General features: G+C 68.6%; 25 protein-coding genes, 2 tRNA genes and 1 pseudogene. 12 read left to right on the forward strand and 16 right to left on the reverse strand.

Annotation, left to right across the window (positions count from 1 at the left end):
- Positions 1-17: 17 nt before the first annotated feature.
- The 4 genes from L0M17_RS07575 to bcp all read right to left on the reverse strand — a co-directional run bounded on the left by L0M17_RS07575 (position 18) and on the right by bcp (position 4,036).
- Positions 18-1,508, reverse strand: a complete 1,491-nt coding sequence (locus L0M17_RS07575; RefSeq protein ID WP_241053309.1) for a malate:quinone oxidoreductase — start codon at positions 1,506-1,508, stop codon at positions 18-20.
- A gap of 143 nt (positions 1,509-1,651) precedes the next feature.
- Positions 1,652-3,076, reverse strand: a complete 1,425-nt coding sequence (locus L0M17_RS07580) for an ABC transporter substrate-binding protein (protein WP_308196835.1) — start codon at positions 3,074-3,076, stop codon at positions 1,652-1,654.
- A 311-nt stretch (positions 3,077-3,387) separates the two neighbouring features.
- Positions 3,388-3,472: transfer RNA gene (locus L0M17_RS07585), tRNA-Leu, on the reverse strand.
- A gap of 78 nt (positions 3,473-3,550) precedes the next feature.
- Positions 3,551-4,036: a thioredoxin-dependent thiol peroxidase gene (gene bcp, locus L0M17_RS07590; RefSeq protein WP_241053311.1), complete on the reverse strand. Its 486-nt coding sequence runs from the start codon at positions 4,034-4,036 to the stop codon at positions 3,551-3,553.
- Between the two features lie 201 nt (positions 4,037-4,237).
- On the opposite strand from bcp, the gene L0M17_RS07595 reads away from it, so the two are divergent.
- Both L0M17_RS07595 and L0M17_RS07600 read left to right on the forward strand, forming a co-directional pair.
- Positions 4,238-4,310: transfer RNA gene (locus tag L0M17_RS07595), tRNA-Lys, on the forward strand.
- A 1,061-nt stretch (positions 4,311-5,371) separates the two neighbouring features.
- Positions 5,372-5,992, forward strand: a complete 621-nt coding sequence (locus L0M17_RS07600; protein ID WP_241053312.1) for a tyrosine-type recombinase/integrase — start codon at positions 5,372-5,374, stop codon at positions 5,990-5,992.
- Positions 5,993-6,335: 343 nt separating this feature from the next.
- Here L0M17_RS07600 and L0M17_RS07605 read toward each other — a convergent pair whose 3' ends face one another.
- From L0M17_RS07605 to L0M17_RS07615, 3 genes are read right to left on the reverse strand one after another with little or no spacing between them, the layout of a single operon-like run.
- The gene (locus tag L0M17_RS07605) at positions 6,336-7,745 is read right to left on the reverse strand and encodes an NAD(P)-binding protein (RefSeq protein ID WP_241053313.1); all 1,410 of its coding nucleotides are present in this window, start codon (positions 7,743-7,745) and stop codon (positions 6,336-6,338) included.
- 48 nt (positions 7,746-7,793) lie between these two features.
- Positions 7,794-8,033 (reverse strand): hypothetical protein, encoded by a 240-nt coding sequence (locus L0M17_RS07610; RefSeq protein ID WP_241053314.1) that lies wholly within the window; start codon positions 8,031-8,033, stop codon positions 7,794-7,796.
- Between the two features lie 54 nt (positions 8,034-8,087).
- Positions 8,088-9,251 (reverse strand): serine hydrolase domain-containing protein, encoded by a 1,164-nt coding sequence (locus tag L0M17_RS07615; RefSeq protein ID WP_241053315.1) that lies wholly within the window; start codon positions 9,249-9,251, stop codon positions 8,088-8,090.
- A 177-nt stretch (positions 9,252-9,428) separates the two neighbouring features.
- Here L0M17_RS07615 and L0M17_RS07620 point away from each other — a divergent pair, with 177 nt between their 5' ends.
- On the forward strand, positions 9,429-9,752 hold the full coding sequence (locus L0M17_RS07620) for a hypothetical protein (protein ID WP_241053316.1): 324 nt from the start codon (positions 9,429-9,431) through the stop codon (positions 9,750-9,752).
- 101 nt (positions 9,753-9,853) lie between these two features.
- On the opposite strand, the gene L0M17_RS07625 is transcribed toward L0M17_RS07620, so the two are convergent.
- Entirely contained in the window at positions 9,854-10,156 is a 303-nt protein-coding gene (locus L0M17_RS07625; protein ID WP_241053319.1) for an antibiotic biosynthesis monooxygenase family protein, read from the reverse strand.
- 249 nt (positions 10,157-10,405) lie between these two features.
- On the opposite strand from L0M17_RS07625, the gene istA (L0M17_RS07630) reads away from it, so the two are divergent.
- Both istA (L0M17_RS07630) and istB (L0M17_RS07635) read left to right on the forward strand, forming a co-directional pair.
- Positions 10,406-11,938, forward strand: coding sequence for an IS21 family transposase (gene istA, locus L0M17_RS07630; RefSeq protein WP_290427274.1), 1,533 nt, complete (start codon positions 10,406-10,408; stop codon positions 11,936-11,938).
- Positions 11,935-12,732, forward strand: a complete 798-nt coding sequence (istB, locus tag L0M17_RS07635) for an IS21-like element helper ATPase IstB (protein ID WP_308196827.1) — start codon at positions 11,935-11,937, stop codon at positions 12,730-12,732. Before istA (L0M17_RS07630) ends, istB (L0M17_RS07635) begins: the two co-directional genes overlap by 4 nt.
- Positions 12,733-12,925: 193 nt before the next feature.
- Here istB (L0M17_RS07635) and L0M17_RS07640 read toward each other — a convergent pair whose 3' ends face one another.
- Together L0M17_RS07640 and L0M17_RS07645 are read right to left on the reverse strand one after the other, a co-directional pair.
- Positions 12,926-13,369: an SRPBCC family protein gene (locus tag L0M17_RS07640; protein WP_241053320.1), complete on the reverse strand. Its 444-nt coding sequence runs from the start codon at positions 13,367-13,369 to the stop codon at positions 12,926-12,928.
- 282 nt (positions 13,370-13,651) lie between these two features.
- Entirely contained in the window at positions 13,652-13,816 is a 165-nt protein-coding gene (locus L0M17_RS07645) for a hypothetical protein (protein WP_241053321.1), read from the reverse strand.
- Between the two features lie 510 nt (positions 13,817-14,326).
- Here L0M17_RS07645 and L0M17_RS07650 point away from each other — a divergent pair.
- Positions 14,327-14,632: an antibiotic biosynthesis monooxygenase family protein gene (locus L0M17_RS07650; protein WP_241053322.1), complete on the forward strand. Its 306-nt coding sequence runs from the start codon at positions 14,327-14,329 to the stop codon at positions 14,630-14,632.
- On the opposite strand, the gene L0M17_RS07655 is transcribed toward L0M17_RS07650, so the two are convergent.
- The gene (locus tag L0M17_RS07655) at positions 14,592-14,870 is read right to left on the reverse strand and encodes a hypothetical protein (protein ID WP_241053323.1); all 279 of its coding nucleotides are present in this window, start codon (positions 14,868-14,870) and stop codon (positions 14,592-14,594) included. The genes L0M17_RS07650 and L0M17_RS07655 overlap by 41 nt on opposite strands.
- A 733-nt stretch (positions 14,871-15,603) precedes the next feature.
- Here L0M17_RS07655 and L0M17_RS07660 point away from each other — a divergent pair.
- The gene (locus L0M17_RS07660) at positions 15,604-17,070 is read left to right on the forward strand and encodes an FAD-binding oxidoreductase (RefSeq protein WP_241053324.1); all 1,467 of its coding nucleotides are present in this window, start codon (positions 15,604-15,606) and stop codon (positions 17,068-17,070) included.
- Positions 17,071-17,393: 323 nt separating this feature from the next.
- Here L0M17_RS07660 and L0M17_RS07665 read toward each other — a convergent pair whose 3' ends face one another.
- Positions 17,394-17,696, reverse strand: a complete 303-nt coding sequence (locus L0M17_RS07665; RefSeq protein WP_241053327.1) for a hypothetical protein — start codon at positions 17,694-17,696, stop codon at positions 17,394-17,396.
- Positions 17,697-17,841: 145 nt separating this feature from the next.
- Positions 17,842-18,459 carry a TetR/AcrR family transcriptional regulator gene (locus L0M17_RS07670; RefSeq protein WP_241053329.1) on the reverse strand — a complete coding sequence of 206 codons (618 nt, stop codon included), beginning with the start codon at positions 18,457-18,459 and terminating at the stop codon, positions 17,842-17,844.
- Positions 18,460-18,759: 300 nt separating this feature from the next.
- On the opposite strand from L0M17_RS07670, the gene L0M17_RS22525 reads away from it, so the two are divergent.
- From L0M17_RS22525 to L0M17_RS07690, 5 genes and pseudogenes are all read left to right on the forward strand, one after another.
- Positions 18,760-18,990, forward strand: a complete 231-nt coding sequence (locus tag L0M17_RS22525) for a cold-shock protein (protein WP_372498004.1) — start codon at positions 18,760-18,762, stop codon at positions 18,988-18,990.
- 665 nt (positions 18,991-19,655) lie between these two features.
- Complete coding sequence (locus tag L0M17_RS07680) at positions 19,656-20,207, forward strand: AMIN-like domain-containing (lipo)protein (protein WP_241053332.1); 552 nt, start codon at positions 19,656-19,658, stop codon at positions 20,205-20,207.
- A gap of 280 nt (positions 20,208-20,487) precedes the next feature.
- Positions 20,488-20,724, forward strand: a pseudogene (locus L0M17_RS22895) (recombinase family protein); the annotation flags it as partial.
- Positions 20,725-20,801: 77 nt separating this feature from the next.
- Entirely contained in the window at positions 20,802-20,975 is a 174-nt protein-coding gene (locus tag L0M17_RS07685) for a helix-turn-helix domain-containing protein (RefSeq protein ID WP_241053334.1), read from the forward strand.
- A 13-nt stretch (positions 20,976-20,988) separates the two neighbouring features.
- Positions 20,989-21,399 (forward strand): hypothetical protein, encoded by a 411-nt coding sequence (locus tag L0M17_RS07690; RefSeq protein WP_241053335.1) that lies wholly within the window; start codon positions 20,989-20,991, stop codon positions 21,397-21,399.
- A 134-nt stretch (positions 21,400-21,533) separates the two neighbouring features.
- Here L0M17_RS07690 and L0M17_RS07695 read toward each other — a convergent pair whose 3' ends face one another.
- The 3 genes from L0M17_RS07695 to istA (L0M17_RS07705) all read right to left on the reverse strand — a co-directional run bounded on the left by L0M17_RS07695 (position 21,534) and on the right by istA (L0M17_RS07705) (position 24,238).
- On the reverse strand, positions 21,534-21,683 hold the full coding sequence (locus L0M17_RS07695; RefSeq protein ID WP_241053336.1) for a DUF1345 domain-containing protein: 150 nt from the start codon (positions 21,681-21,683) through the stop codon (positions 21,534-21,536).
- A gap of 164 nt (positions 21,684-21,847) precedes the next feature.
- Positions 21,848-22,633, reverse strand: a complete 786-nt coding sequence (gene istB / locus L0M17_RS07700; protein WP_255731779.1) for an IS21-like element helper ATPase IstB — start codon at positions 22,631-22,633, stop codon at positions 21,848-21,850.
- An 81-nt stretch (positions 22,634-22,714) separates the two neighbouring features.
- The gene (istA, locus tag L0M17_RS07705) at positions 22,715-24,238 is read right to left on the reverse strand and encodes an IS21 family transposase (protein WP_241053337.1); all 1,524 of its coding nucleotides are present in this window, start codon (positions 24,236-24,238) and stop codon (positions 22,715-22,717) included.
- Positions 24,239-24,654 lie beyond the last annotated feature (416 nt).

Here is a 24,654-nt window from a genome sequence, read left to right on the forward strand (position 1 = left end):
CGCCAGATGCCTTTGCGCTACTGGGCGGTGGCCGCCAGCTGGAGGGCATCGGCTGTATTGGCCGCTACCTCGGCGAGCAGGTCGGGGTTTTCGTTGAGCTTGACGCCGTAGCCAGGCATCATCTCACGGAGCTTGTCCTCCCAGCCGCGGTACTTCTTGGGGAAGCACCGCCGCATGAGTTCGAGCATAATCGGAACGGCCGTCGAAGCGCCGGGCGAGGCGCCGAGCAGGGCGCCGATCGACCCGTCGCGCGAGGTGATGACCTCGGTCCCGAACTGCAGGACACCGCCCTTCTGCGAGTCCTTCTTGATGATCTGAACTCGCTGCCCCGCCGTGATGAGCTCCCACTTGTCGCCGTCGGCGAGGGGGAAGTACTCGCGCAGCGCCTCGACCTTGGCGCTGTGGCTCTTCGCCACCTCCTTCACGAGGTAGGCCGTGAGATCCATGTTGTCCTTCGCGACCGCGAGCATGGGCACAATGTTCCCGAGTCGGATCGAAAGCGGCAGATCGAGGAGCGAGCCGTTCTTGAGGAAGTTCGTCGAGAAGCCGGCGTAGGGCCCGAACAGGAGCGAGCGCTTGCCCTCGACGTACCGGGTGTCGAGGTGCGGAACCGACATCGGGGGAGCGCCCACCGAGGCCTGGCCGTAAACCTTGGCGTTGTGACGGGTCGTGACCGATTCGTCCGTGCACCGGAAGAACTTGCCCGAGACGGGGAATCCGCCGTAGCCCTTGCTCTCCGGGATGCCCGAGGCCTGCAGGAGGTGGAGGGCGCCACCGCCGGCGCCGATGAACACGAACTTGGCATGAATGCGACCGCGCTCACCCGAGGCAGTGTGCTTGGTGGCGATGTCCCAGCCCCCGCGAGAACGGGCGACGTCGGTCACGTCCGTTCCGTAGTTGACCTCGACACCGTTGGCGCCCAGGAATCCGACGAGCTCGCGGCTCAGGGTTCCGAAGTCGACATCGGTGCCGGAGGCGACGCGGTTGGCGGCGACGCGGCCTGCGCCGCGCCCCTCCATGACAAGGGGCGCCCATTCCTCGATCTGTGAAGGGTCCTCGCTGAACTCCATCTCGCTGAACAGCGGGTTGGGATGGAGGGCCTCGAAGCGCTTCTTGAGATAGTCCGCGTGTGCGTCGCCGATGACGAAGCTCATATGCGGGACGGTGTGGATGAAGCGCGTCGGATCTCCGATGTCACCCTGACGGACCAGATGGGACCAGAACTGGCGCGAGAGCTGGAAGCCCTCGTTGATGCCCAGCGCCTTCGCGGGGCTGATGGAGCCGTCTTTGGCCTGCGGCGTGTAGTTGAGCTCGCAGAAGGCGGCGTGCCCCGTGCCTGCGTTGTTCCACGGACCCGAGCTCTCGAGTCCAACGGCCGGAAGGCGCTCGAAGAGCACGACGTTCCAAGCCGGTTCAAGTTTCTTGATGAACGCCCCGAGGGTCGCGCTCATGATGCCCCCGCCGATCAAGACGACATCGGCGGACCGGGTGGTGGATATGAAGGTCACTGACTCTCCCTGCGCGTATGGACCACAGGCAGAATATCCCTCGGCGGGGTCGTTCTCTAAATCCTTGCGTGCCTGTGCGTCAAGGGGTTCCTGCTCATTTTTTTCGGTGCGGCGAATTCTCGCTGGTCGCACTGGGTCGAGCGCTAGGAAGTGAGGACGACATGGTTGAACGTCTCGTTGAGCACTGGTGACGTCGGGTAGGTGTTGATGCGGCTGGAGACGGCGACGGCCGAGATCGGGAAGGCAATCGGGATCGCGGGAGCAGTGCTCGCGAGCTGCGCGTTGATGTTCTGGTACGCCGCCGTGCGGTCGTTGCCGTCGGGCAGGCCACGGGCGCGTCCGAGCTTGCTGAAGAGCTGGGCGTCGAAGAAGCCGAACTCGCCGTTCTTGGAGCCGAAGAGCGAGGCCAGGAAGTCGTCGGGATCGGCGTAGGTCCCATAGCGGCCAAGAAGGTGGAACGCATGATCGCCGGGGGTGGTCACCCGCTCCAGATAGCCATCCGACCACGCGATCGGAACCGGCTGGATGTTGAGGCCCACAAGCGTGAGCTGGGCGCTCAGCTCGGCGTAGACCTTCTCCGGCGACGGCAGGACCAGGTGAGTGACGTCGAGGGGGTAGTAGAACTTGAGCGGCTCGCCACGGTAGCCCGACTGTGCAATGAGCCGCTTCGACTTCTCCGGGTCGAAGGAGGGGAAGCCACCCGCTTGGTTGAACCCGTTGAGCTTCGGCGGGAGGAATTGGGCTGCGGGCTTCGTGTCCTCGAGGAAGATGGGGGTGATCAGGGAGTTCTTGTTGATCGCCGAGGCGATCGCCAGACGCACGCTCTCATTCTGGAGGATCGGCACGGACTGGTTCATGCCGAGGTACATGACCGAGAACGGGTCGCGCCGGACGACTTGGAGGCCCTTGCGGACGAGGGTCTCGATGTTGTCCAGGGTCACGGCGTCGTACCCGTCGATGGTGCCTTCTACGAGTGCGTCGAGCCGGTTTTGGGCTTGGTCGTACACGACGAGGGCGAGCTGTTCGATCTGGCCTCGGGTCCCCCAGTAGTCGGGCGACGCCTCGAGCAGCACGCGATCCGAGGTCCACTCTTTGAAGCGGAAGGGTCCGGTGCCGACGGGGTGCTGGGCGTAGCGCGAGATCCTCGTCCCGGCCGAGGGCTGGTCCTCGACGTCGGCCGATCCGGCCTTGAGCGCGGTGGGCGATGAAATGGCGAAGGCGGGGGCCGTGAGCGCTTGGAGCAGCCCGGTGAGCGGCGACGTGAGGTCAAGGCGCACCAGATAGTCGCCGAGGACCGTGCAGCCCTTGTAGAGCGAAAGCTGCGGTGCGTCCGAATGGGCTTGGAAGGCTGCCGTGAACGGAAGGACTCCCCGAGCGGCCCGGAGCGTGGGGGAGAAATTGAACCACCGGTCGAAGTTCGTTTTGACGGCAGCCGCGGTGAACGGGGTCCCGTCATGGAACCGCACGCCCTGTCGCAGGGTGAACGTGTAGGAGAGGAGGTCCGAACTCTGCGTCCACTGGGTTGCGAGAGCGGGCGAGGGCGCTCCGGTCTCGGGGTCCGTCGTCAAGAGGCCTTCGAGGACTTGCCGGGTGACACGCCACGATTCGATGTCGGCAGTCAGGGCAGGGTCAAGGCCGATGGGGGAGGCCGGAGTTCCGAACGTGAAGCTCTGGTTCGGGGCGGCGGCGGCGCTTGCTGTAGGAGTCGGCTTCGGCTGTGGAGAAGGGGTGCAACCTGCCAATAACGCCGTAACTGCCGCTGCTTGAAGCAGATCCCTGCGCCTGATGCCTCGCGCCACTCCTACGCCTTTCCCGCCGCGTGCCGGCATCCGTTCCCAGGTCTCGACCCGCACGGCCGGACTCATGCTCATGCCGAAGGTGGTGCGCGAGGAGGGACTTGAACCCTCACGTCCGAAGACACAGGAACCTAAATCCTGCGTGTCTGCCAATTCCACCACTCGCGCGGAACCCGCGCCGAATCGGGCGGGGCGTCTGTCAGTCTAGCGGGCGTCCCCAGTCAACCCGTTCAGGCGGCAGTCGGGTCATTCCAGACCGAGGTCGCGCCGGAGTTTGGCGACGTGTCCCTTGGCCCGCACGTTGTACTGGGCTAGCTCGATCCGGCCGTCCTCATTGAGGACAAACGTGCTGCGGATGAGGCCTTCATAGGTCCGTCCGTAGTTCTTCTTCTCACCCCACGTGGCGTACAGCTCCGCGACTCTGTGCCCTTCGTCTGCCAGCAGGGGGAAGCCGAGATGCTGGGCCTCCGCGAATTTCACGACGGCGGGAGCCGGGTCGGGCGAGATCCCGACGACGGCGTAGCCCGCAGCTCCGAGCGAAGCAAGGCTGTCGCGGAAATCACATGCCTCCTGGGTGCACGCTGGCGTCGCTGCCTGAGGGTAGAAGTACAGGACGGTCTTGCGGCCCCGGAGGTCCACGAGGGACGTCGTGCCGCCCGTGGAATCGGGCAGCGTGAAGTCGGGGGCGAGATCGCCCGGGACAAGCCGCTGTGAGGATGGGGGAGTGCTCATGCCGAAAGCGTAGCCGTGAGATGGGCGCCCCGCTCCAGACGAGCCAGCAGACGTGATTGACGACACCTGCCTCGTGCTCGTTCGCGATTTCACTCTTGACCCCGAACCGTGTAAAGTCTCATGTCGTTGCGGGGGACGCCGCGAGGGTCCAAGAACGTCGTAAGGCGGTTCAGGGCATGCGAAGATCCCGCTGACGAAACTGCGCCTCTAGCTCAATTGGCAGAGCAATTGACTCTTAATCAATGGGTTCCGGGTTCGAGTCCCGGGGGGCGCACGGCAACCCCTTCCTGACCTGCGGAAACGCGGATTAGGAAGGGGTTTTTTCGTGTCTCAACGGGCGTGGGACCCACAAATTGATCTACTTTCAGCATCGCGGTGCAGCCATCGACGACGGCCGACCTCGTCCAGCCTACGCATGGCGAGGTGCATGGAAGCGAATCAGGGAGCCGGCCCGCTCCGGCGTGATGATCTGCCCGAGGTCTTGCTGACGCGGGTTGAGGCTGCGGCCTACCTCGGGCTGTCGGTAAAGCGCCTGGCCAACCTCCGTGCGCTCGGGCGCGGACCGGCCTGTGTCCGGTTCCCGTGCGGTTCGGTCACGTTACGAGTGGAGCGCGCTTCAGGAGTGGGCCTACTCGGGACGCGGGAGGGCCGCCTGATGGCCCGCCCCAAACTGGAGCCGGGACAGTACGGCGAGATCGCGGTCAGCACAAAGAAGAACGCCAAGGGCCTTTACCGCGCCAGAGTCTACCGACGTGACGAAAAGGGGGGAACGCCACGCGGTTTCTGCATGGCGAGCAACCAAAGGGGAAGCCCGGGCAGCGGTGGTCGCCAAGCTGGAGGCACTGGAGGTGGCGGCCCAAGCGCCTCCGAGCGCACCTGGTGACCGTCAAGCAGGCTGTCTGGGAGTGGTGGCGGTCCAAGCCGAGCCACGATGTCGACTCGCGGCGGCCAGCGTCGCCGCAGCCCCTCTCCCTCTACGCCCGGACGATCCACCGGAGTGTCGAGCCGCGGTAGGGCGATGTCGCGATCGCCGATCTGACGGCAGGAAAGGTCCAGGCCGTCCTCGACCGGATCGTAGCCGACGGTCACGGCTTCGCCGAGTCGAAGCGGACCCTGACGATCGTGAAGCAGGCACTCGACCGCGCCGTTCTGCACGACTTGGTCCCCTTCAACCCGGTACTCTCCTGCACAGCACCGCGGAAGGCCCGCCGGAGGCCTCGGGCTCTTTCCGACGCTGAACTCCTCGCCCTTGTCACAGCTGCACGGGACTGGTAGGAGGGTGGCCCGAATCATGGGCCAGCACGCTCTGAGGTGCTCGTAGACACGCTGCTCGTAATGCTCGGCCTTGGCGTGCGCATCGGCGAGGCGCTCGCTCTGCGCTGGCGAGACGTCGACCTGAATGAAGGGCTTGTGCACGTTCGCGGCACTCTCGTGGACCAAGCTGCCTACAAGCTGGAGGACGGAACGCCCATCTCAAGCGAGTTTTTCCGCCAGGACTGGCGCAATTCGGGGAAGGACAAAGACGAGCTAATACTCGAGGCCCCATCTTTCGTTCTCGACGTGCTGACGCGGCGACGCCTCCAAAGCCCACTCCTGAATCCGATCGAAGCAGTTTTCGTCACTCGGACGGGTACTTGGCAGCGGCCGTCGAATATACGCAGGCAGTTCCGGATGGCCAAAGAAGAAGCAGGCCTGCGTGTCGACCCGGACTGGGCCACGCCGCACAAGCTTCGCACTACGGCTCTGACAGCAGTGGCAAACGCGGTAGACGCGCAGGCTGCTGCACTACTTGCAGGGCACAGCTCACCCCGAACGACTGAGCTCTTCTATCTCGACCCCGGTCCCGTCAAACCGGTCCGTCGGGCCGAGGGGCGCGAGCGTTTCGCCGGCGCTGCAGGAGTTAGCCATCGAGCTGTTGGTGTGCAAGGCGCGGAGGCATCTTTTCCCCTGCTGTGAGGCCCGGCCGACGAAGCCCGGGCCTCCCCGCCTCACCTCAACCGTCAATGCGCGACGAAGGCGAAGAACACAAACAGGGCTACGAAGATGACAAACCACGTCGCGCAGCCGGGCCCGAAGAGGTTCTTCCCGTTCTGGATCCGCTGTTGACCTGCTTCGGGGGACGGGTCGTTCAGGAGCGTCCGCTGGGTACGGGTGCCCCTGCTCCTGCCGTATCCGTGACGGACGTAAGGCCGATGATGGCTCCCGAGTCTACCCATAATTCCCCCCAAGTCAGGCTCGTGCGGCTCAGTCCGCGGGCCGCAGTGCCGGAGGGTGGACAAGGCGGGGGGGGGCTCGCGCCCTATCCCACGGGCATCGCGGCGGCGATCAGGCGCTGGAGGTTCGCCGGTGCGGCCGATGCGGCTGTCCCGTACCTGTGGAGGAGGGCAAGCCTCGCGTCGTCTGTCGGGCTGACGTTCCGGGCCAGGCCGGAGAAGGTGTCGAGCCTGGAGTGGACGAGCCATTCCCTCAGATCGGGGTTCTGCCTCCAGCGGGCCTGTGCTGCCAGGCTGAACAGCATTGCGCTGAGCCAGTCGCGCGGCTGGTCTGTCATGGCGAACGGTGCGCAGAGCTCGTTCTTCTCCGCCTCGTCAGCGACGGTGGCCTCGATGTGGGCGATAAGGGCGCTGCTGAACACGGGTTGGAGCGGGCGCACCATCTGCGGGGTGATCTTCCGCCCTTCGAAGACGGGCAAGGCCGGGCGGAATGCGACGCCCCGGGCGGAGCAGTCGATGTAGAGGCGGCGCGGGTCCGATCCGACAGTGCCGTCGTCCAGGACGATGCGGTCGGGTTCGAGGCGCTGGACCCGGCCCATGCGGATGACGCTGCGGATCTGCCGGAGGGCGGCCAGCTCGGCTTCGGAGACGGTCGCGCCGTGGTACATGCCCGGGTCCACGGCGGGGTCCAGCCGCAGGAGCTGCCCTGCGGCCTCGAGGCGGGCGAAGAGATCCTCGACAGTGGTCGCGGTGGCGGCGATCTCGACCTGGACTGCGAAGGCGGTGAAGGTCTGCTCGAAGAACTCCTCGGCCGGCTGCAGCTTCGCCCGGTTCTGCAGCCACGGGTCGCGCGGGACGATCCAGCTGATCATGCCGGGGGCGACGCCGTTCTGCAGGAGCCAGAGGCACACGTCGATTCCGGTCTTCCCGGCCCCGATCACCACGTAGCCGCTCGGCGGGCGCGCCTGCCGGGGGAGCAGGTTGGGCGGAATGCACCGCACGCCTTCTGCGACCTCGTACTTCGGCGGGTGGGTCGAGGGGACCTCCGTGCCGAGGTACGAGGTGTCGACCGTCCTCTCCCTGACTCGCAGCTCGGAGGCCCGCCCGTCGAGCAGGGACACCAGGCGTTGCGCCTGGTCGTAGTCGCCCTGGTAGTCGGTCAGGGGGAAGTAGCGGACGCGTCCCGTGGCGAGGAAGCCTGTCATCAGCTGCTCGTAGTAGGACAGGATCGTGGCGCTGCTGTCGCGGCGGCACATCCCCAGGTTCCAGGGTGTGGTGTCGCGTCCGCCGTCGCCGAGGCTGAGGGAGTTGACCCCGTAGGTCGCGGACGGCTGGTGCAGCCGGACGAAGGGGTAGGCGTCGTTCCAGTGTCCGCCCGGGGCGTGGTGGCGGTCCACGAGGGCGACCGTGGAGTCGGTCTCGTGGATGAGCACGTCGGCGAACGCCAGGCCCACGGCTCCGCTGCCGACGATCAGATAGTCCGCTTCAAGGACCACGTCATCCTCCAGACCAGCCACGTACCTCTGGGATCGGGCAGAGAGGGCTCAGCCGACGGGGTGCCCGTGCGAGCAGCGGTCCTGCCCGGGCGGGATCTCGTGCCCCTGGATGCAGGTGCGCTCGGGCGGGAGGGGCTGGTCGTGGGAGGCGAAGAAGATCCCGCTCGACCCTCCCGTGACTCCGGATTCCTCGCGCTTGAGCCATTCGGCCAGATGCAGGCCGTGGCGCTTCCCGCGCTCCTTGGCTTCGTGCTGCCTGTGCCCGGACGGGTTCTTGGCCATAGCCATCACGGCCTTTCTGATGAGGACCCCAACGGATATTGGGAGTGGTTGCGGCTGGAGTCAATGGATACCGCAGAGGCTGTTGACCGTCTCGCTGAGCGCGGACTGCATCTGCTCGCCGATCGAGCTGCGCTGCCGGTCGCCGCTTGGGTCTTCCGGGGTTCCCGGCAGCGGGGGCGGGATGACGGCCATGGTTGCCGTGTACTTCCCGTCGCTGCTGGAGACCCCCGACGTGAGGGCGTCCTCCTGGTTGCCCGCTAGGTGGAAGGATCCGCTGCTCGTGCAGCCCTGTGGGCCCTTCCAGATCCCGAGGGCGTAGGGCGCGGGCGAGGCACCCTTCTCCATCGCCGCCACCGAGGTGGGTGAGAGAAGCCGGCCGCCGAAGAGGGCACCGAGGAAGGTGTTCACGTCGGCCGCGGTGGAGATGATGCCTTCGCTGGAGGAGCCGGCCTGGTGGATGTTGTCGGTGGTGTCGATCCTCTGGCCGTGCAGCGTCATGTACCCGTGGAGGATGTCCTTCTGCGACAGGTCGAGCGGGGCCGTGGACGTGTGCGCCAGGCCGAGCGGGGCGATGACCTCCTCGTTGAGCACGTCGGGGAAGGGCTTCTTCCGCAGCGTCTGGACGAGCAGGCCCAGGGCGATGTAGTTGGTCTCGTCCCATTGGAACTGGCCGACGCCGCTCGCGGGCCATGGCTGGCCACCGGCGTCGCGGAGGGCCTGCTCGAGCGTCAGCGGCTGGGCGAGGGCGGGGCGGAAGTCGACGCCGCCCATCGAGGCCGGGATGTAGCTGGGGATGCCGGAGGTCTGGCCGAGAAGCTCCCGGACGGTGATCGGCCCGGGCGGGTGCAGTTCTGCCTCGAATCCGGGGATGAGGCTGTTGACCGGGTCGTCGAGGCCGATGAGTCGGTCGTCGACGAGCTTGAGCACCGTGACCGCGGTGAACGTCTCAGTAACGCTGCCCACCGACACCCGGTCCACCGGCTGGGCCGGGTCCTTGGTCGCGAGGTCCCGCACGCCGTAGGCGTGCGACCACTGGCCGCCGGGCCACTCCACTTGGACGACGGCGGAGACGGCACCGCTGCCGATGAAGAGCCGTGCCTGCTCATCGAGGGGAGCGATCGCGGGAGAAAGAGTCGGGCCCGGCGTGGATGACGAGGTCGAGCCCGAATACTGGCATCCTGTGAGCAGGAGCGCGAGAAGAAGGGCGCCTGCTGTTCGCGCCATCGATGTCATCGCGAATGCCCCTCCCTGTGTACTGAAAATACGTCCCCGACCTGCGTCGTGGAATACGCACTTCTGCGTACCGGATGGTCCGCCACGGCCGGCCTGGCCATGCACGGGGCCACTCGGATCGAGGCCTTCGCCCGCGTGGGTGATTGAATCGGGCTAGGGAGGATTGACTTGATCGACAGGCAGGGAGCAGAAGGCCAGCGGGACCGCATCGAAAAGGCTGCCCGGGAGCTGGCTCCGGGGGAGCGGCTCTGGTTCGAGGTCCGGTGTGCCAGGCGCACCGGCCGGGCTCGGTGGAAGGCGGTCGTCTGCCGTCCCGAGGAGGTCAGGGCAGAGTTCGCCGCGGCTGGCAGGGGTAGCGGTGCGGCCTTCGACCTGGACTGCCCCAGCCAGCTGGTCCAATGGCTCGAAGCGCTGCGAGTGCGGCCTGTACAGCCTGTCCCCGACGACTGGAACCACCTGGTGTTCTTCGGGTCCGACGTCGAGGTCTACTAGCCCATCCGCCGCTTCGAGCTCGGTGGCGCCGGGAAAGCGCCCGGACCTCAGGAGACGACGGTCTCTTAGCCGTCAAGAGGCCGTCTCCCTCCGGCATCGGGTCATGGGATGCGGACTACGCGCGCGTAGTCCTTCCCGACCATGCGCTCGCACAGCTCCCGGCACGCGCCGATCTTCTCGGCGAACCCCGGGTCGCGCTTCCATTGGTCCCGCGACTCGGCGTCCTTCCACTCGGAGAACGACACGAACTCCGTGGAAGTCGTCACCTCCTGCAGAAGGCTGGAGTCGACCATCGCCGGGTGATGCTGCTGGGTCCACTCGAGGAACTCCCTCCACCGGGCGATGAACTCCTCTTCCTTGCCTGGCTGGACATGCCACCTCCCAGAGGCGTATGCGTCTGCCATCACTGCTCATCTCCTCTCCTCTGGTTGTCAGGTCCCGAACGCGTCCCGTCACCTCGGGTACGCAGACAGACCCCAAGACAGCCCGGGCCAGCTGCGCTGGTTCAGGCGGTGGCCTGTCAGCGGCCATGAGATTCTCCCCATTGGCGGCCAGATAGTTCCCCGCTGACGGCCAGTTCTTTCTCCCCGTCCACGGCCAGTTGTTCTCCCCGGGTGCGGGATTCCTTCCGCCGGTCGTGGTGATGATCGCGGATGAAGAGCAACGAGGAGATCATGGAGATTCTTGAGGCGTATGACCTCACCGGCAGCTACCGTGCCGCAGCGGAGCTCGCGGGGTGTGACCATCACACGGTGGCCAGGTATGTGAAGCTGCGGGCTGCCGGAGGGCCGGATCGCGAGAAGGGGCAGCGGGCCAGGCCGATCGACGGGTTCCTGCCGAAGATCGAAGAACTCGTCGAGCGCTCGGGAGGCCGGGTCCGGGCGGATGTGGTCCATGAGCGGCTGGTCGCGATGGGGTTCACCGGCGCGGAGAGGACCACGAGGCGCACGGTCGCGGAGGCCAAGGCGCAGTTCGCGGCGGGGCGGCGGCGCGTGTTCCGCCCCTGGATCGTCGAGCCTGGGCTGTGGCTGCAGTGGGACTACGGATGGGGGCCGAGGATCGGGGGCCGGGCGACGCTGCTGTGGTGCGCGTGGCTGGCGTGGTCGCGGTTCCGCGTCGTGATCCCGATCTGGGACAAGAGCCTGCCGACGGTCGTGGCGTGCATGGATGCCACGCTGCGCAGGATGGGCGGGGTCCCGGCGTTCGCGCTGACCGACAACGAGCGCACCGTGACCGCCGACCACATCGCCAGGGTCGCGGTGCGCAACCCGCAGATCGTGGAGATGGGCCGCCACTACGGGATGACCGTGCGCACCTGCGTTCCCGCCGACCCGCAGTCCAAGGGCGGCTCGGAGTCCACGGTGCGGATCTCGAAGGCGGATCTGGTGCCCACGGCGGCGAACCTGCTCGAGGAGTACCGCACCTTCGGGCAGTTGGAGAAGGCGTGCCACGATTTCTGCGACGAGGTCAACGCCCGCCCGCACCGGGAGACACGGCAGGCGCCGGCGGCGATGCTCGCTGCGGAGCGGGAGCGGCTGCATCTGCTTCCGAAGGCGCCGTTCACGGTGGTGTTCGGGACCACCCGCCGGGTGAACTGGGACGCGACCGTGTCGATGAACGGGGTCCGGTACTCGGTCCCGCACGAGCTGGCCAACACCAGGGTCTGGGTGCGCGAGGCGGGCGAGGAGGTCATCGTCACCTCCGTGGCCGAGCGCGGGGAGGCCCGCGAGGTGGCCCGGCATGCGACCGGGCGTCCCGGGACCCCAGTCCTGGACGACGCGCACTACCCGCCCCGGGCGGATGAGGCCGCGGACCGCCAGCCCAGGGCGACCACCCCGGAGGAGGCAGCGTTCCTGATGCTCGGCGCGGGTGCCAAGGCGTGGCTGGTCGAGGCCGCCGCCGCGGGAGCCAGGCGGATCCGGGCGAAGATGGCCGAGGCCGTCGCGTTCGCCAAGCTCTACGGCACCGACCAGGTCGACCGGGCCCTGGGCACGGCCGCGACGACGGGCAGGTTCGCCGACAGGGACCTGGTCTCGATCCTGGGCTACCAGGCCGGGCTCGCCCACGTGGAGCCCTCCCGGGCCTCCGAGGCCCATTCCCTCCAGCCGGGCACGGGCGGCTGGGGCCGCCTCGATGGCTCAGAGCCCGCCGCCGCCGACATGACGGGCGAGGAGGAGGGCCGGTGACGATCACAACGATGCAGACCGTGGTCGCCCGCGCCCACGGCGACCCGCTGGCCGAGGCCCTGGAGCTGACCCGCCGGCTGAAGCTGCCCCACATGCGCAAGGCGCTCACGAACCTGATCCCCACGGCGAAGGCCCAGCGCTGGGACCCGGCCGAGCTCGTGCGGGTCCTGCTCGCGGAGGAAGTCGCCGGCCGCGACCGCGCCAACCTGATCACCCGCCGCAAATCCGCCGGCTTCCCGGCAGGGAAGACCTTCGGCGACTGGGACGAGGAGCTCTCCCCGATCCCGCGCCCGACCCAGGAAGCACTCAAGTCCCTCGAATGGGTCCGCCGGCGGGAGAATCTCGCGATCTACGGGCCGTCGGGGACTGGGAAGTCGCACTTCTGCGAGGCGCTCGGCCACGCGGCAGTCGAGGCCGGGATGATCGTGTCCTGGTTCGGGATCGAGGATCTCGGCGCCCTGGTGCGCAAGCACCGCGCCGACGACTCCATCGCCCGGGCCCTGACCAGGGTCGTGCGCAGCGATCTGATCATCGTGGACGACATAGGCCTGCTCCCGGTCTCCCCAGACGCCGCCGAGGGGTTCTACCGCCTCGTGGACGCCGCCTACGAGCGCCGGGCGATGGCGGTCAGCTCGAACCTCGCCCCGGCCGGATTCGACGAGATCATGCCCAAGACCATCGCGACCGCGACGGTGGACAGGTTCATGCACCACGCCCACCGGGTCGAGACCAAGGGCGAGTCCTACCGCCTCGCCCAAGCCGCCTCCGGCAAGGGGGTGACGCCCTTCCGCTGACCCGACAGACAGTCCAAACCCGAACCGGGGAATCAACTGGCCATACGTGGGGAGGAAAGATGGCCGCCACCGGGGAGAACAACTGGCCGTCCACGGGGAAAACCAACTGGCCGTTGACAGTGGCCTTGGCTCTGGCCACCTCCGAGACGGTCGTCACCGGGGGCAGTGGCTCGTTGAGGTCGATGCCGTCCGGTCAGTGCTCGGTGAGGATCTCGGCGAGGGTGGCGAGGTCGGCGCGGACCTGGCGCTCGTAGACCTTGTTCACGAGGGCGTCGGCGAGCTTGCCGAACATGCCGCCGAGCCCGGCCGCTGTCTCGAGGCGGTAGGTCAGGTGGGTCCCCTCGCCCTGGGGCGCCATCATGTACGCGGTGGACAGCTCGATCCGGCCCTCCACGGAGCGGGTCGCGAGCTTGTTGGGCCGGTCGAGGTCGGTGTACTCGACCACCCATTCGACGGTGCGCCCGAGCACCTTGGTCGCTCCCCTGATGCGGGATCCGGTCCGGACGGGCCCCTCGCCTTCGAGTTCGGCGTAGATGATGCTTCCGCTGAACTGCGCGAAGCTGGCTGGGTCGAGCAGGTAGTCATACACGCGCTCCGGTGGCGCGGCGATGACGACGGACTCTTCGATGGTGGGCATGGCTGCCTCGATTCGCCTGCAAGAATGGGCCAGCGCGCGCTGCAGCGCGGACGGCCCTGGAATGATGCGGTGTTCCCCAGCCGGTCTTCCGCTCCGACGCGTTCCTGCCCCGATGAGATCAAGGTACGTCCCGGGAATCGTCGGCGCGATACCCGAGTAGGCCTCTTCTGAAGAGTCAAGGAACCGGAGTTCCACTCTCGTCGCCCACACCAGGGCGACGCCCGGCCGCCAGCGCGGTCAGATACCGCGGGTCTAGAGCGGTCAGGACGCGAAGACCCTCCATCACCGGTCCGTTGCGCGCGATACGGCGCGGTCGAGCCGCAGCCGGATGCTGGCTCCGATACGAGTCGACCAGGGGTTGGCCAGAGCGGTTCCCGCCTTGGCATCCCGGGCGTTGAGGCCTGTCAGCATCATCGGCATGGCGACATCGGTCAGCTTCAGGTACACGCCGAACTCCGTGTGCGGCCCAGTCTCCGGAGAGCCCGACCGCTGCGGGCAAGGCCGCAGCGGCCGGCCAGGTCGCCGGGGGCGCCGGCAGCCGTGCGGAAGACGAAGAAGCCCGCGTTGATCCCGGCGATGATGTGCTGCGCAGCGGAGAGCTGGCTCGTCGTCTCCGGGGCCTCGAGGTCGAGCGCGAACGAGGTTCCGAGCTCTCCACGGCACTGCTTCGGGGTCGATGGTGACCACGTCGAGGTTCCAGGGCGGGCGGGTCTGGCGGATGGTGAGAGAAATCCTTCCGGGTCATCGATCTCTCCATAATCCCTGTGCGGTTCAGCGGGTTTCCGTCGGGCCCTGACTGGACCGGCTCGCGAGGGTGCAGGGGCGTCTGCCCTGCACACTCACGTCTGGCTCAACATCTCTGTTGTCCTTCGATGAGGGGGCGCTGCGCTATTGCGGGCCTCCACACGGGTTCCTACCATCGGCAGCGGTCTCTTAAGCAGCAGGAGGTCAATCGCCATGTCTGTCATCGTCGCGGTCAAGGTCTTCGGGGACACGGGAGCCTTCAGGAAGTCGCTCGAGGATAGAGCCGACGACTACCGCAGGATTGCAAAGCAGGGCAAGGAGAATGGGGCCCTGAGCCACCGTTTCGCCCTCGGGGACGGCTTCGTCCTCGTCAACGACGAATGGGAGTCCGCGGACGCGTTCCAGGGCTTCTTCGGTACCCCCGAGATGAGGGAGTTCATTGGCTCGGACGGCGGAGATCCCAACAGGGCCCCCGAGATCACCGTAGGGGAGTCCATCGACTCTCCCGACAAGTTCTGAAGCCGCCGCCGAGCGTACCCTGGACGAGGCAGGCGATCTCACGGTACCGGCGGGAGGTGCGGGTGAGGTAGGTGTCCCCGACGCACGAGCCGGTGCCGTCGCGGAAGGCCATCCCGGTCAGGGCGCCTAGGGCGGTGGCGGGTCCGCCGTTCTCCTCCGCGAGGTGGGCGAGGCGGAATCCCGCCCAGCCGGCCAGCGTCTCCCCGCCCTGCTGAGGCGTCGAGTTAAAGTAGGCCACGAGGTCGCCGCCGGGGAGGTGACCTGCGCGGAGAGGCTCCCCGGGTCGCCTTGCACGGGCCGCGCCCCAGGCGGGAGCGAGAGCACCGCGGTCCGGTCGGGAAGCTCCAAGCTCGCCCATCCCGCGGGCGCGGCCCCGTACGGAACCAGGAGAAGGGACTTTGCCGCCCTCGGACTCGTGGCCGGGGCGGCGGCGGGCAGCGCCGGGACGGCGCAGCCCGAGAGCAGCAACAGGGCCAAGGCTGCGGCGAGGGCCGCCAAGGGACGGGTGCTACCGGTTGCCGTCGCCGTCGCCCGGGCCGCCGTTGTCGTCCCCATCGTGATCGCCCCCGCGCAATCAGGTGGTCCTGGCCTGGATTGCCAAAGTGGTCCTCGCCTTGAATCGACAGAATCACCCGCCGCCCGGAAGCATGCTGGGCCTGGTCGAGGAGGCCGCCCTTGCTCCGGACCGGCTCCGACGGCCTCCGAGCCCTCGGGGTGCCAGAGCGCCCAATCGTGGCGCGCCCCCGCTGGGTCAGGCCGGCCACGACCGGTCGGGAGCCCGGGCATCCATGCAGGGTCCGGGCCGATGTCAAGAAGAGAACAGGCCTGATCTCAGGACTGAAGGACCGAGACCCCTGTGCTTGACCTCCTGCGCACTCCCGCGTAGACCGAAGGTGTCATTGGGCGCGCCCTGAGCTGGGCACCGGGTCGGCCTGCCATCTGGTCTCGCGCTGAGCAATCTGGAGTCCGTCATGGCTACCGAACGTTTCGATGTCCTGCGCGAGCAGGTTCGCGGGCAGGTCATCGAGGAAGGCGATCCCGAGTACGACTCGGCGCGTCGCGTCTTCAACGGAATGGTCGACCGCCGTCCCGCTGCAATCCTTCGCGTGTCCCAGGTCGCCGACGTCATGGCGGCCGTCCGCTTCGCCCGGGGGCTCGGGATCGACGTCGCCCTCCGTGGCGGGGCGCACAGCGCCCCCGGCTTCGGCACGGTCGAGGACGGGCTTGTCCTGGACTTCTCGGCCCTGCGCGCGGTCCGGGTCGACCCGGTCGAGCGGACGGCCGTGGCCGGGGCCGGGGCCACGTGGGCGGACTACAACCACGCCACCCATGCCTTCGGCCTCGCGAGCACGGGCGGCATCATCGGCTCCACCGGGGTCGCCGGGCTCACCCTCGGCGGCGGGATAGGGTATCTGGCACGCAAGTACGGCCTCGCGTGCGACAACCTGGTCTCCGCCGACGTCGTCCTGGCCGACGGGACGTTCGTCAAGGCAAGCAATGCCGAGAACGTGGACCTCTTCTGGGCGCTGCGCGGCGGCAGCGGGAACTTCGGGGTCGTGACCTCCTTCGAGTTCCGGCTCCACCCGGTGGACATGGTCCACGTGGGCATCGTCCTCTTCGATGCCGCCCTCGGGGTCCAGGTGGGATCGGTGTACCGCGACTGGCTCGCCGCCGAGCCGGAGGAGATGGGCGCGTTCTTCGGGTTCCACCAGGGCCCGCCCGTCCCGTTCCTGCCCGAGGAATGGCACGGCAGGCCCGTCGCCGTCGTCGCCGGCATGTGGACCGGGGACATTGACGCCGCTCCGGCGCACTGGCAGCCCATCGTCGAGGCCGGGCCTGTGCTGGGCTCGATGTTCGCACCTCTTCCGTACCCCGCGCTGAACATCATGTTCGACGAGCTCAACGGGGTCCCGGGGCTCCAGGGGTACTGGAAGGCCGACTTCCTGAAGGCACTCAGCGACGACGCCCTCCGCGTCGCCGTCGAGCACGCCCCGGACATCCCCACGGTCCACTCGGCCAACCACTTCTACCCGATCGACGGCGCCGTCCACCGCGTCGCGCCGGACGGGACGGCCTTCCCGTACCGGAACGTCAGGTTCGCGCCGGTGATCGCCGGGCAGTGGCCCGACGCTGCGGACAACGCGAGGAACATCGCCAGCGTGCGGGACTACTGGGCCGCCCTGCACGAATACTCGGAGCGGGGCGGCTACATCAACTTCCAGGATGCCGACGACCAGGCGCGCATCGCCGAGAACTACGCGGCCAACTACGCCCGCCTGTCCCGGATCAAGGCCAAGTACGACCCCGACAACTTCTTCCACGTCAACCAGAACATCAAGCCTGCCCTCGCCCCGACGGCGGGGTCCGCGGCCGCCCCGGCACCCGTCCTCGCGCCTCCCGCGCAGGCCGACCCGCCCGAGGTGACCCCAATGATATGAACGACCTCCGGGGCCGACGGCGATGCCCCCTGCTGCTCACTGCGAGGCCTGAGGCGCACCGACTCCATTCAGAGGGACTTCTGCACATGTACACCAGCAGGTGAGAGTGCGTAGACCCCCCCTCACTCGGCTGGCTCCCTCCACGTGCGACAGCCGCCCCGCGACCCCGGACCGGGGCCGGCCCCAGAACCCGACCCGGGACGGCCCTCTCAGGGCCAGACCGGGATGCCCCGGATCATGAGGGCAGCCACGTCGTTGCCGCCTGACCCCTCTCACACACCGGTCTCAGGTTCGGTGTCCGCCCGCGTCTGCGGCCCGGCGGCTCATCCGTCCTCGGGTCCCTCGCGCCAGGTGGGAGGACATTCTCCCCCGGGGGTTCGGCTGTAGGGCGCCCTGAGCGCCCCGGGCGTTCCCTGGAGGAGCTCGTTCACGGCGTGGGAGAGGAGGTCGCGCTGGATCGCAGGCAAGGCCAGCAGGCCGTTGAGGTAGGCGTCGACCTCGAACTCGCCGACGGTGCCGGTGAGCCCGAAGTAGTTCACCCAGACCTCCCCGGCGCTCAGCCCGGCATGGTCGATGGCCCGGCGGGTGAGCCGGGCCTGGGTGTCCTCACTGGTGCAGCCGGTCATCGTCCTGCTCCTTGGGAGCCAGCTCGCGGCGGGTGCCGCAAGACAGCGGAGGGCCCCTGCCCGGGCCGGGGCAGGGAGGGTGTGCGGGATCGCGGCTCTGCCACGGCCGAGAATCGGGGCCTGCCCGCTGCGGTCCTGGAGGGGGTCAGGCCATTCCCGCGGGCATGGCCGCACGCAGGCGGGAGTCGGCGACCAGGAGCGCGGCCATGCGGCGGGCTCGCCCGGCGGCCAGGGTATCGCCCTCGGCGGATGCGACGATCGAGCCCTTCAGGAGGATGTGGCAGGACCAGGCGAACCCTTCGGGGTCCTGGAGCCCGGCGTCGCGGGCCAGGCCGGCGAGCTGGTCCCGCGTGCGGGCGAGGTAGTCCATGCTCGCCCTGCCCAGAGGATGCTCCGGTCCCATCTCCATCAGCACGTGCAGGAAGGAGCTGACCTCGACGTTGCCCAGGCGGAACCACTCGTCGAAGACGTCGAACACGGCCAGCAGGGCCGGCTGGTCAGCGTCCCGGTGTCGGGCGAGGGCTGCCTCGATCGCGGCGCTGCGCTCCTCGTACCAGCGGTGCAGGCAGGCCAGGGCGAGGTCGTCCTTGGTGCGGAAGTGCCTGTAGAAGGTCGCCTTGGCCACGCCGGAGCGCCCGATGAGCTCATCGACCCCTACGTCGCGGATCCCCCTGCGGGCGAAGAGGTCGAAGGAGGCGTCAAGGATCCGCTGGCGGGCCCCGGCGGCAGTCCCGGGACGTCTGGCCTGCGCCTCTGTCCTCACACTGTCCTCCTACCCTGCGCCGGCGCCCCGAACCCGGGACGCCGGCGCGTTCGTCATGCTCGTTTCCGAGGCGCCCGTCCGGCCCTCAGTCCGCTTCGGCGGGGGCGGACCGACGGACGCCTCGGGCGCGCGTTCCTCCGGCCGTGCATGGGGGATGTCCAGCCGGAGTCCGGATGCGCGCACTGCGAACGCTACCACCCCATTGGACATGTCGAATCCACGGCTGGCTGCCAATATCGAAGTCTCGCCTGTCTATGCCTGCCCGCGAGGACCTGCCCGGCCCTGGTCCTGGTCCTGGCGGTGGCGAGGAAGCGCCAGCGCAGGGGATGTGCCCGGAGGGTCCGGCGTATCCGCCTCGAGCGCGGCCACGGCGCCGGCGGAGAAGGCAGCACCGATGCCACGGGCACCGTGAAGCGGTTCGACTCTGAGAAGGGCGACGGCTTCATCGCCCCCGACGACGGGTCGGCGGACCTCTTCGCCCACTACTCCCAGATCGACGCGAGCGGCTTCCGCGGCCTCGTGGAGGGCTAGAAGGTCCAGTACGAGGTCGGCCAAGGCCGGAAGGGCCCGCAGGAGCAGAAGATCCACCCCCTCTGAGGGGGAGCCCCGGCAGCAAGCGGACCCTGGTCGGCTGCCCCCAGGCCCTTCGGCGGGATCACGCTGGGCCGGGCGGGAACGTGCCGGGAACCCTCCTCTCGCGCCCGCGCCCGCGGCAGCAGCGCAGGGTCTGCCCGATGGCCCTGCCTCCTGAATGTGGGGCGCGCTGTGCCGGCACTCCGCCCGGAAGCGGGACCCGTCATGTGCGATCCCGTCGGGCTCGTCCGTCGCGAGTCCACGCGGGCACCGCAGCAGCGATTGGTGCGAGCCCGGCCGCTGCCCCGATAGCGGAGTTGGCGCTCCGGGCAGGCAGCCTGTGCGTTCGGCCACCGACCGCTTCCGTCCCGACCCCGCCGGGAGGCTACGTCCAGCGTCCCGGTACTCGCCACCCCAATGATGATGGCCCTTGACCGCAGCGTGCCGGGACGCTCCTTGGACGTCCCTGGCGCTGCCCGAAACGTTACCGCCGGAGGCGCTTTCCGACGCTTGCCCGCGATGTCCCTTACGGTTGGGGAGCAATCCGAGGAAGGCATTCCCTCGGGGTCCCCGGACTCTCTACGATGCCAGCATCCATCCGGATCGCACCTCTGAAGCCGACAATGAGAAGAATCGCGGCGGCGCTCGGCGCCGCCCTGCTCGCACTGGCCATTGCCCCGCCAGCGACAGCTGCCGCACCCGGCACCGCAGCCCCATCCTGCGGCATCGCCTGGGGCTCCCTTCCCAAGACGGACCCCGCACTCTCGGCGGCAGCCGTGGCCGGCGTCCGAGCGGGCGCGCACGAGTGCTTCGACCGCATGGTCGTGGACCTCAGCGGCAAGGTGGCCGGGTACAGCGTGCGCTACGTCGACGACGTCGTCGAGCCCGGAAACGGGCGCACCGTCTCCGTCGCCGGAGGCGCGAGGCTGCAGGTCACGGTCACCGCGCCCTCCTATGCGGCGAACGGAACGCCGACATACTCGCCCGCAGACCCCGGCCGGCTCGCCGACGTCACCGGCTTCCAGGCCTTCCGGCAGATCGCCTGGGCCGGCAGCTACGAGGGCTACACCGACTTTGGCCTCGGCGTCAGGGCCTGCCTGCCCTTCCGGGTCGTCGTACTCGACGGGCCCCGCACCGGATCGAGGCTCGTCATCGAGGTCGCCCACCACTGGTGAGCCTCCCGTCCCTCCTCCAGTCGTCCCCCTTCGCACGCAGCCGGTGTCCGTACTTCGAGTCTCCGCGGGACTGGTCCCGTGAGTGACCGGCCCCACATAGGATGGGCTCCTGGCGGCCACAAACCTGTTTTCGTGGCAGGTGGATGCGGCATTCGTGCTCGAGGCGTTTGAAGACGACAGAGGCCGGCTCGCTGCCGACAAAGGTGGTGATCATGGCCACGTGTTCGGCGCCTCGGCCGCCAAGAGACGGATCTGACGGGTTGACCGTTCGCGATAGTACCTGCGGCCAGGGGACGAACTCCTCGTCTGGCGCATAGATCGGCTCGGGCACAGCGTGGCCGACATGGTCGCCACCGTGGAGCTCCTGCAGGAGAAGGGAGTCAAGCTCCGCTCCCTGGTCGAGCAGATCGACCCCGACACCCCGAACGGGCGGCTCATCCTGAACTTCATGGCCGTCCTCGCCGAGCACGAGCGGCAGCTGAACTCCGAGCGGACCAAGGCCGGAATGGCAGCCGCCCGAGCACGTGGGTCCAGTTCAGCCGCAAGGGCCCGGACCCGAAGACGATCGCAGCCAAGCTGGCCACCGCCAAGAGCATGCTCGCCCAGAACGCCTCGGCAAAGGAGGTCGCCAAGGCGATCGGCTGGTCCCGGTCCACGCTCTACAGCCACCTCCATGAGCAGGAGACCGCGGGGAGCGGGGGAGTCACGACTCGAGCCCGGGCAGTCTCCAAGTACGCTTCCCTCGAGACCCTGCCCCCAAGAGACTGACAGGCAGCAATAAATGAACCGGAACCTTGATGGCTGGCATTATCGGGACAGACCGGAGCCGGCACTCGAGCAGGTGCTCCTGCCCGAGCGGCACGAGTTCCGGGTCGCCGCCCCCGAGGGCGGCATCGTGCACGGCTACGTGCTCAGCTACGAGATCTGGGACGAGTTCGTCCGCGTCAACACCGTCCTCGTCGGCTTCCAGAGCGGGGCGATCCACGACAGGCCGGCGCTGCAGCTCGCGGACGGGTCGTTCGCGCGGCTGATTCAGGGGAGCGGCGGCGGGGGAGAGCGGTTGAGCAGCTGGTCGGCGGCGTTCGCCCGGCCCGCGCCGGGCAGGGTGACGCTCGGGCTCGGCGGAGGGCACCTCGGCAAGCCCGAGAGGGGCGTCCGCTTCACCCCGATCACGGACCTGCGCATCCCCTAGGCGTCGGCCAAGGGTCTTTGGCCCCGTGTGTTCCGACAATGACTGTGGATGATGTAGATCGGGTGCGGACTCGTCATTTGGGCCAGTAGCGGGGTCCAACCCTCAGCGGCGAGCCCGCACCCTCCGACGGGAAGTCAGCCGCCCTGGGTGGCGAGGCCGATGACGAGGTTGATCGTCGCGGCGAGGATGACCGTGGAGAAAACGTACGCCAGGACGCCCTGCTTGAGGGCCTCTGTGCGCACCTGCGTGGTGGTCAGGCTTGTGTCTGAGACCTGGAACGTCATTCCGTGTCGACCGCCACGGAATTCCCCAGGGCTTTCGCCACGGAATTCCCCAGTGCCTGATGCGATGGTAGCCGGACGACGGCGTGAGCAGGGAGCCCTGAGAGTGCCTCGCTGACGGCTTTGGCGGCGCCTGTTTAGGGCAGGCGTTTCTGTCCTGTTCTGGGTCAGTGCGTGGCGGGTCGTCGCCGCGCCCGGTAGGAGCCGGCCTGGATGGTGATCTGGTAGGCGTTGTTGACGAGCCGGTCCAGGAGGGACTCGGCGACGACCTGGTTCGGGAACAGGGGGTACCACTCCTGGGGTGCCCGGTTGGTGGTGACGACGATGGAGCGGGCGGGGCGCTCGTTGACGATCTCGTAGAGGTCGTCGCCCTGGGCCGGGGTGAACTCGCGCATCGCGAAGTCGTCCAGGATCAGCAGGTCGGGCTTGGTGTAGGCGCGCAGGCGATGGGCCCAGCTCCCGTCCGCGTGCCCGCCGGCGAGGTCGGCCAGGACCCGGGAGGTGGCGGCGAACCGGACGGTGTGCCCGGCCCGGATGGCCTGGTGCCCGAACGCGGTGGCGATGTGGGTCTTGCCGGAGCCGACGGCGCCGCTGATGATCACGTGCTGGCCGGTGCGGACCCATTCGGCGTTGGCGAGGTCGCGGATCCGGGCGGCGGGGATGCCGGGGTCGGCGGTGAAGTCGAAGTTCTCGATCCTGCCGTCGGATTCGAACTTCGCGGCCCTGGTGCGCCGCTCCAATGCCGCGGAGTCGCGGCGGTTGATCTCGTCCAGGCACAGGGCCTGGAGGAAGTCCAGGAACCCGAGCTGGCCCTCGGCGGCTTGGGCGAGCCGGTTCTCGAGGGAGTCGAGCATCCCGGAGAGGCGCAGGGTGCGCAGGGAGGCGGCGAGCTGGGTGCGGTCGGCTCCCGCGGGGCTTGGAAGGGCCGGGGCGGTGCTGGGCGTGGTGGTCATGGTGGTTCTCCTCTTCGTCGTGATGGGCGCGCGCCCCCGGCCGGCACGCCGGCCGGGGGCATGCGTTCGCGTCTGCGGGGTTCAGCTGGCGGTGAAGGCGCCGGGGCCGCGGAGGTAGGCGCCGGCGCCGTTGTCGCCGTTGGAGCGCACGGGCAGGACGGTCACGCCTGCGGTCAGGAGGCCCCGGACGGTCTTCAGGGTCGGGTCCCCGGCCGCGATCGCCGCGGCGCAGGCGGTCTCCACCGCCTCGGGGCGGTGGGTGCCGGCGAGGCGGATGATGCCCTGCGCGGCGCGGATCCGGTGCACCGCCGGCTCCTCCAGCAGCCCCTCGACCAGGGCCGCGGCGGCAGGGCCGATCAGGGAAGAATTCTCCCGGCACCATGCCGCGTCCCGGGTGAAGAACCCTGCGGCCGCGGGCGGGTAGTCGGACAGGTCGGTCTGGCGTCCCTTGGCGATCCTGGGGTGGACCTTCGCGATCGCCCCGTCGAGGTGGAACTCGACCGTCGTGCCGCTCAGCCGCACGTCCAGGCGGGTCCCGACGAGCTGGTAGGGCACCGAGTAGAGCACCCCCTTGACCGAGGCGTGGCAGTCCGATCCGACCATGGCGGTGCGCCACTCGGCGGGCTCGAGCCTGCGGGGCGGCAGCGGGACCAGGGCCGGGCGCTCCACCGCGGCCAGGACCTCCCAGGACGTCTGCCCGGCCAGGGCCCTGGGCTTGTGGGCCCCGGCGACGTCGCGGCACCACCGCACGGCCTCGGCGCGCATCTGCGCCATCGAGGTGAAGGACCTGCCGGCCCAGAACGAGCCGCGCACGTACTGGACCATCCGCTCCACGTGCGGCTTGTCCTTGGGCCTGTTCCCCCTGGCCGGGTCCAGCAGGGTCCCGTAGTGCTCGGCCAGCTCGGCGTAGGCCCGGTTGAGCTTGGGGTCGTAGAGGTCGGGCCTGATGACCCCGGCCTTGAGGTTGTCCGAGGTGATCCGGCGCGGGACGCCCTCGAAGAGCTCGAACGCGGCCACGTGCGCGTTCGTCCACACCGTCTGGTCCATCCGGGTCGTGGGATAGACGAAGGGCAGCTTCGAGAACGGCAGCGTGAGCACGAACGCCCACACCCGGTGGCCCCTGCCGGTCTCCGGGTCGCGCCAGTGCCCGAGCATGCCATAGTCGACCTCGCCGAGCTCTCCCGGCGCGGACGGGGGCTTGAGCACCGTGGGCTTCCGCCCCGCCCGCCCGGCATCGGGCAGGGTCGCGGCCAGCCAGCGGTAGAACGAGCGCTGCGAGGCGTTCACCCCGTGCTCGTCCACGAGGCGCTGGTGGACCACGGCCCCGGCGACCCCGGCCTCCAGCTGCTCCCTGACCCACTCGATGCGGGCGTCGAACTCCGGCCAGGAGACCTGCCGCAGCCTCCCGTCCACCACCGTCGGGAACCAGCCCGCGACCATGTCCCGCCACTCCTCGGCGTTCAGCCCGAGCCCCGGGGACAGGCCCTCGGCCTCGGCCGGGGCAAGGTACTTCGCCACAGTCTTGCGGTCCATGCCCAACGACACTGCCAGCTCGCTCTTCGAGCGGCCCGCGTCCCAGTGCATGAACAGTTCGATCAGATCCATCGCTGCCACACTCCTACGCGCCAAACCACGAACCCCGCCTCCGGCCCGACCATCGGACCCGAGGCAAGGCTCTCGGACAAGGCACCGGCGGCGCGTGACGTCATCCCCATGGGAATTCCGTGGCGAACCACCGCTCAAGGTGGGGAAATCCGTGGCGAGAACCGACCTACGAGTGAGGAATTACGCGGCGGACGACACATTCCGAGGGTGAAACCCACTTCCTGATCTTCAACAGCCCCGAGGTTGTGGCGGCCGCCATCATGCGCTGGGACTGATGCGGGAAGGGAAGGCAGCGGCTACGACATTGCCGCCTTTTCAGTGGCCGCCCTGAGGCGAAAACAACTCCTCCACCCCTCTGCCGGGTGACTGCCCCATGCCCTTGATGGAGGCGGGCACTCGCGCTAAATATGGGTTTG

The sequence above is a fragment of the Sinomonas terrae genome, assembly GCF_022539255.1.
Lineage (GTDB): Bacteria > Actinomycetota > Actinomycetes > Actinomycetales > Micrococcaceae > Sinomonas > Sinomonas terrae.

Bases quoted from the DNA above. Each gene is read 5' to 3' on its own strand.
- istA (WP_290427274.1), top strand. From the start codon at position 10,406: ATGAAGAGCAACGAGGAGATCATGGAGATTCTTGAGGCGTATGACCTC.
- L0M17_RS07610 (WP_241053314.1), bottom strand. From the start codon at position 8,033: ATGGCTATGGCCAAGAACCCGTCCGGGCACAGGCAGCACGAAGCCAAG.
- L0M17_RS07625 (WP_241053319.1), bottom strand. From the start codon at position 10,156: ATGGCAGACGCATACGCCTCTGGGAGGTGGCATGTCCAGCCAGGCAAG.
- L0M17_RS07650 (WP_241053322.1), top strand. From the start codon at position 14,327: ATGTCTGTCATCGTCGCGGTCAAGGTCTTCGGGGACACGGGAGCCTTC.
- bcp (WP_241053311.1), bottom strand. From the start codon at position 4,036: ATGAGCACTCCCCCATCCTCACAGCGGCTTGTCCCGGGCGATCTCGCC.
- L0M17_RS07615 (WP_241053315.1), bottom strand. From the start codon at position 9,251: ATGGCGCGAACAGCAGGCGCCCTTCTTCTCGCGCTCCTGCTCACAGGA.
- istB (WP_255731779.1), bottom strand. From the start codon at position 22,633: ATGACCACCACGCCCAGCACCGCCCCGGCCCTTCCAAGCCCCGCGGGA.
- L0M17_RS07600 (WP_241053312.1), top strand. From the start codon at position 5,372: ATGCTCGGCCTTGGCGTGCGCATCGGCGAGGCGCTCGCTCTGCGCTGG.
- istA (WP_241053337.1), bottom strand. From the start codon at position 24,238: ATGGATCTGATCGAACTGTTCATGCACTGGGACGCGGGCCGCTCGAAG.
- L0M17_RS07665 (WP_241053327.1), bottom strand. From the start codon at position 17,696: ATGACCGGCTGCACCAGTGAGGACACCCAGGCCCGGCTCACCCGCCGG.
- L0M17_RS07695 (WP_241053336.1), bottom strand. From the start codon at position 21,683: ATGACGTTCCAGGTCTCAGACACAAGCCTGACCACCACGCAGGTGCGC.
- L0M17_RS07680 (WP_241053332.1), top strand. From the start codon at position 19,656: ATGAGAAGAATCGCGGCGGCGCTCGGCGCCGCCCTGCTCGCACTGGCC.
- L0M17_RS07660 (WP_241053324.1), top strand. From the start codon at position 15,604: ATGGCTACCGAACGTTTCGATGTCCTGCGCGAGCAGGTTCGCGGGCAG.
- L0M17_RS07640 (WP_241053320.1), bottom strand. From the start codon at position 13,369: ATGCCCACCATCGAAGAGTCCGTCGTCATCGCCGCGCCACCGGAGCGC.
- L0M17_RS07690 (WP_241053335.1), top strand. From the start codon at position 20,989: ATGAACCGGAACCTTGATGGCTGGCATTATCGGGACAGACCGGAGCCG.
- L0M17_RS07685 (WP_241053334.1), top strand. From the start codon at position 20,802: ATGCTCGCCCAGAACGCCTCGGCAAAGGAGGTCGCCAAGGCGATCGGC.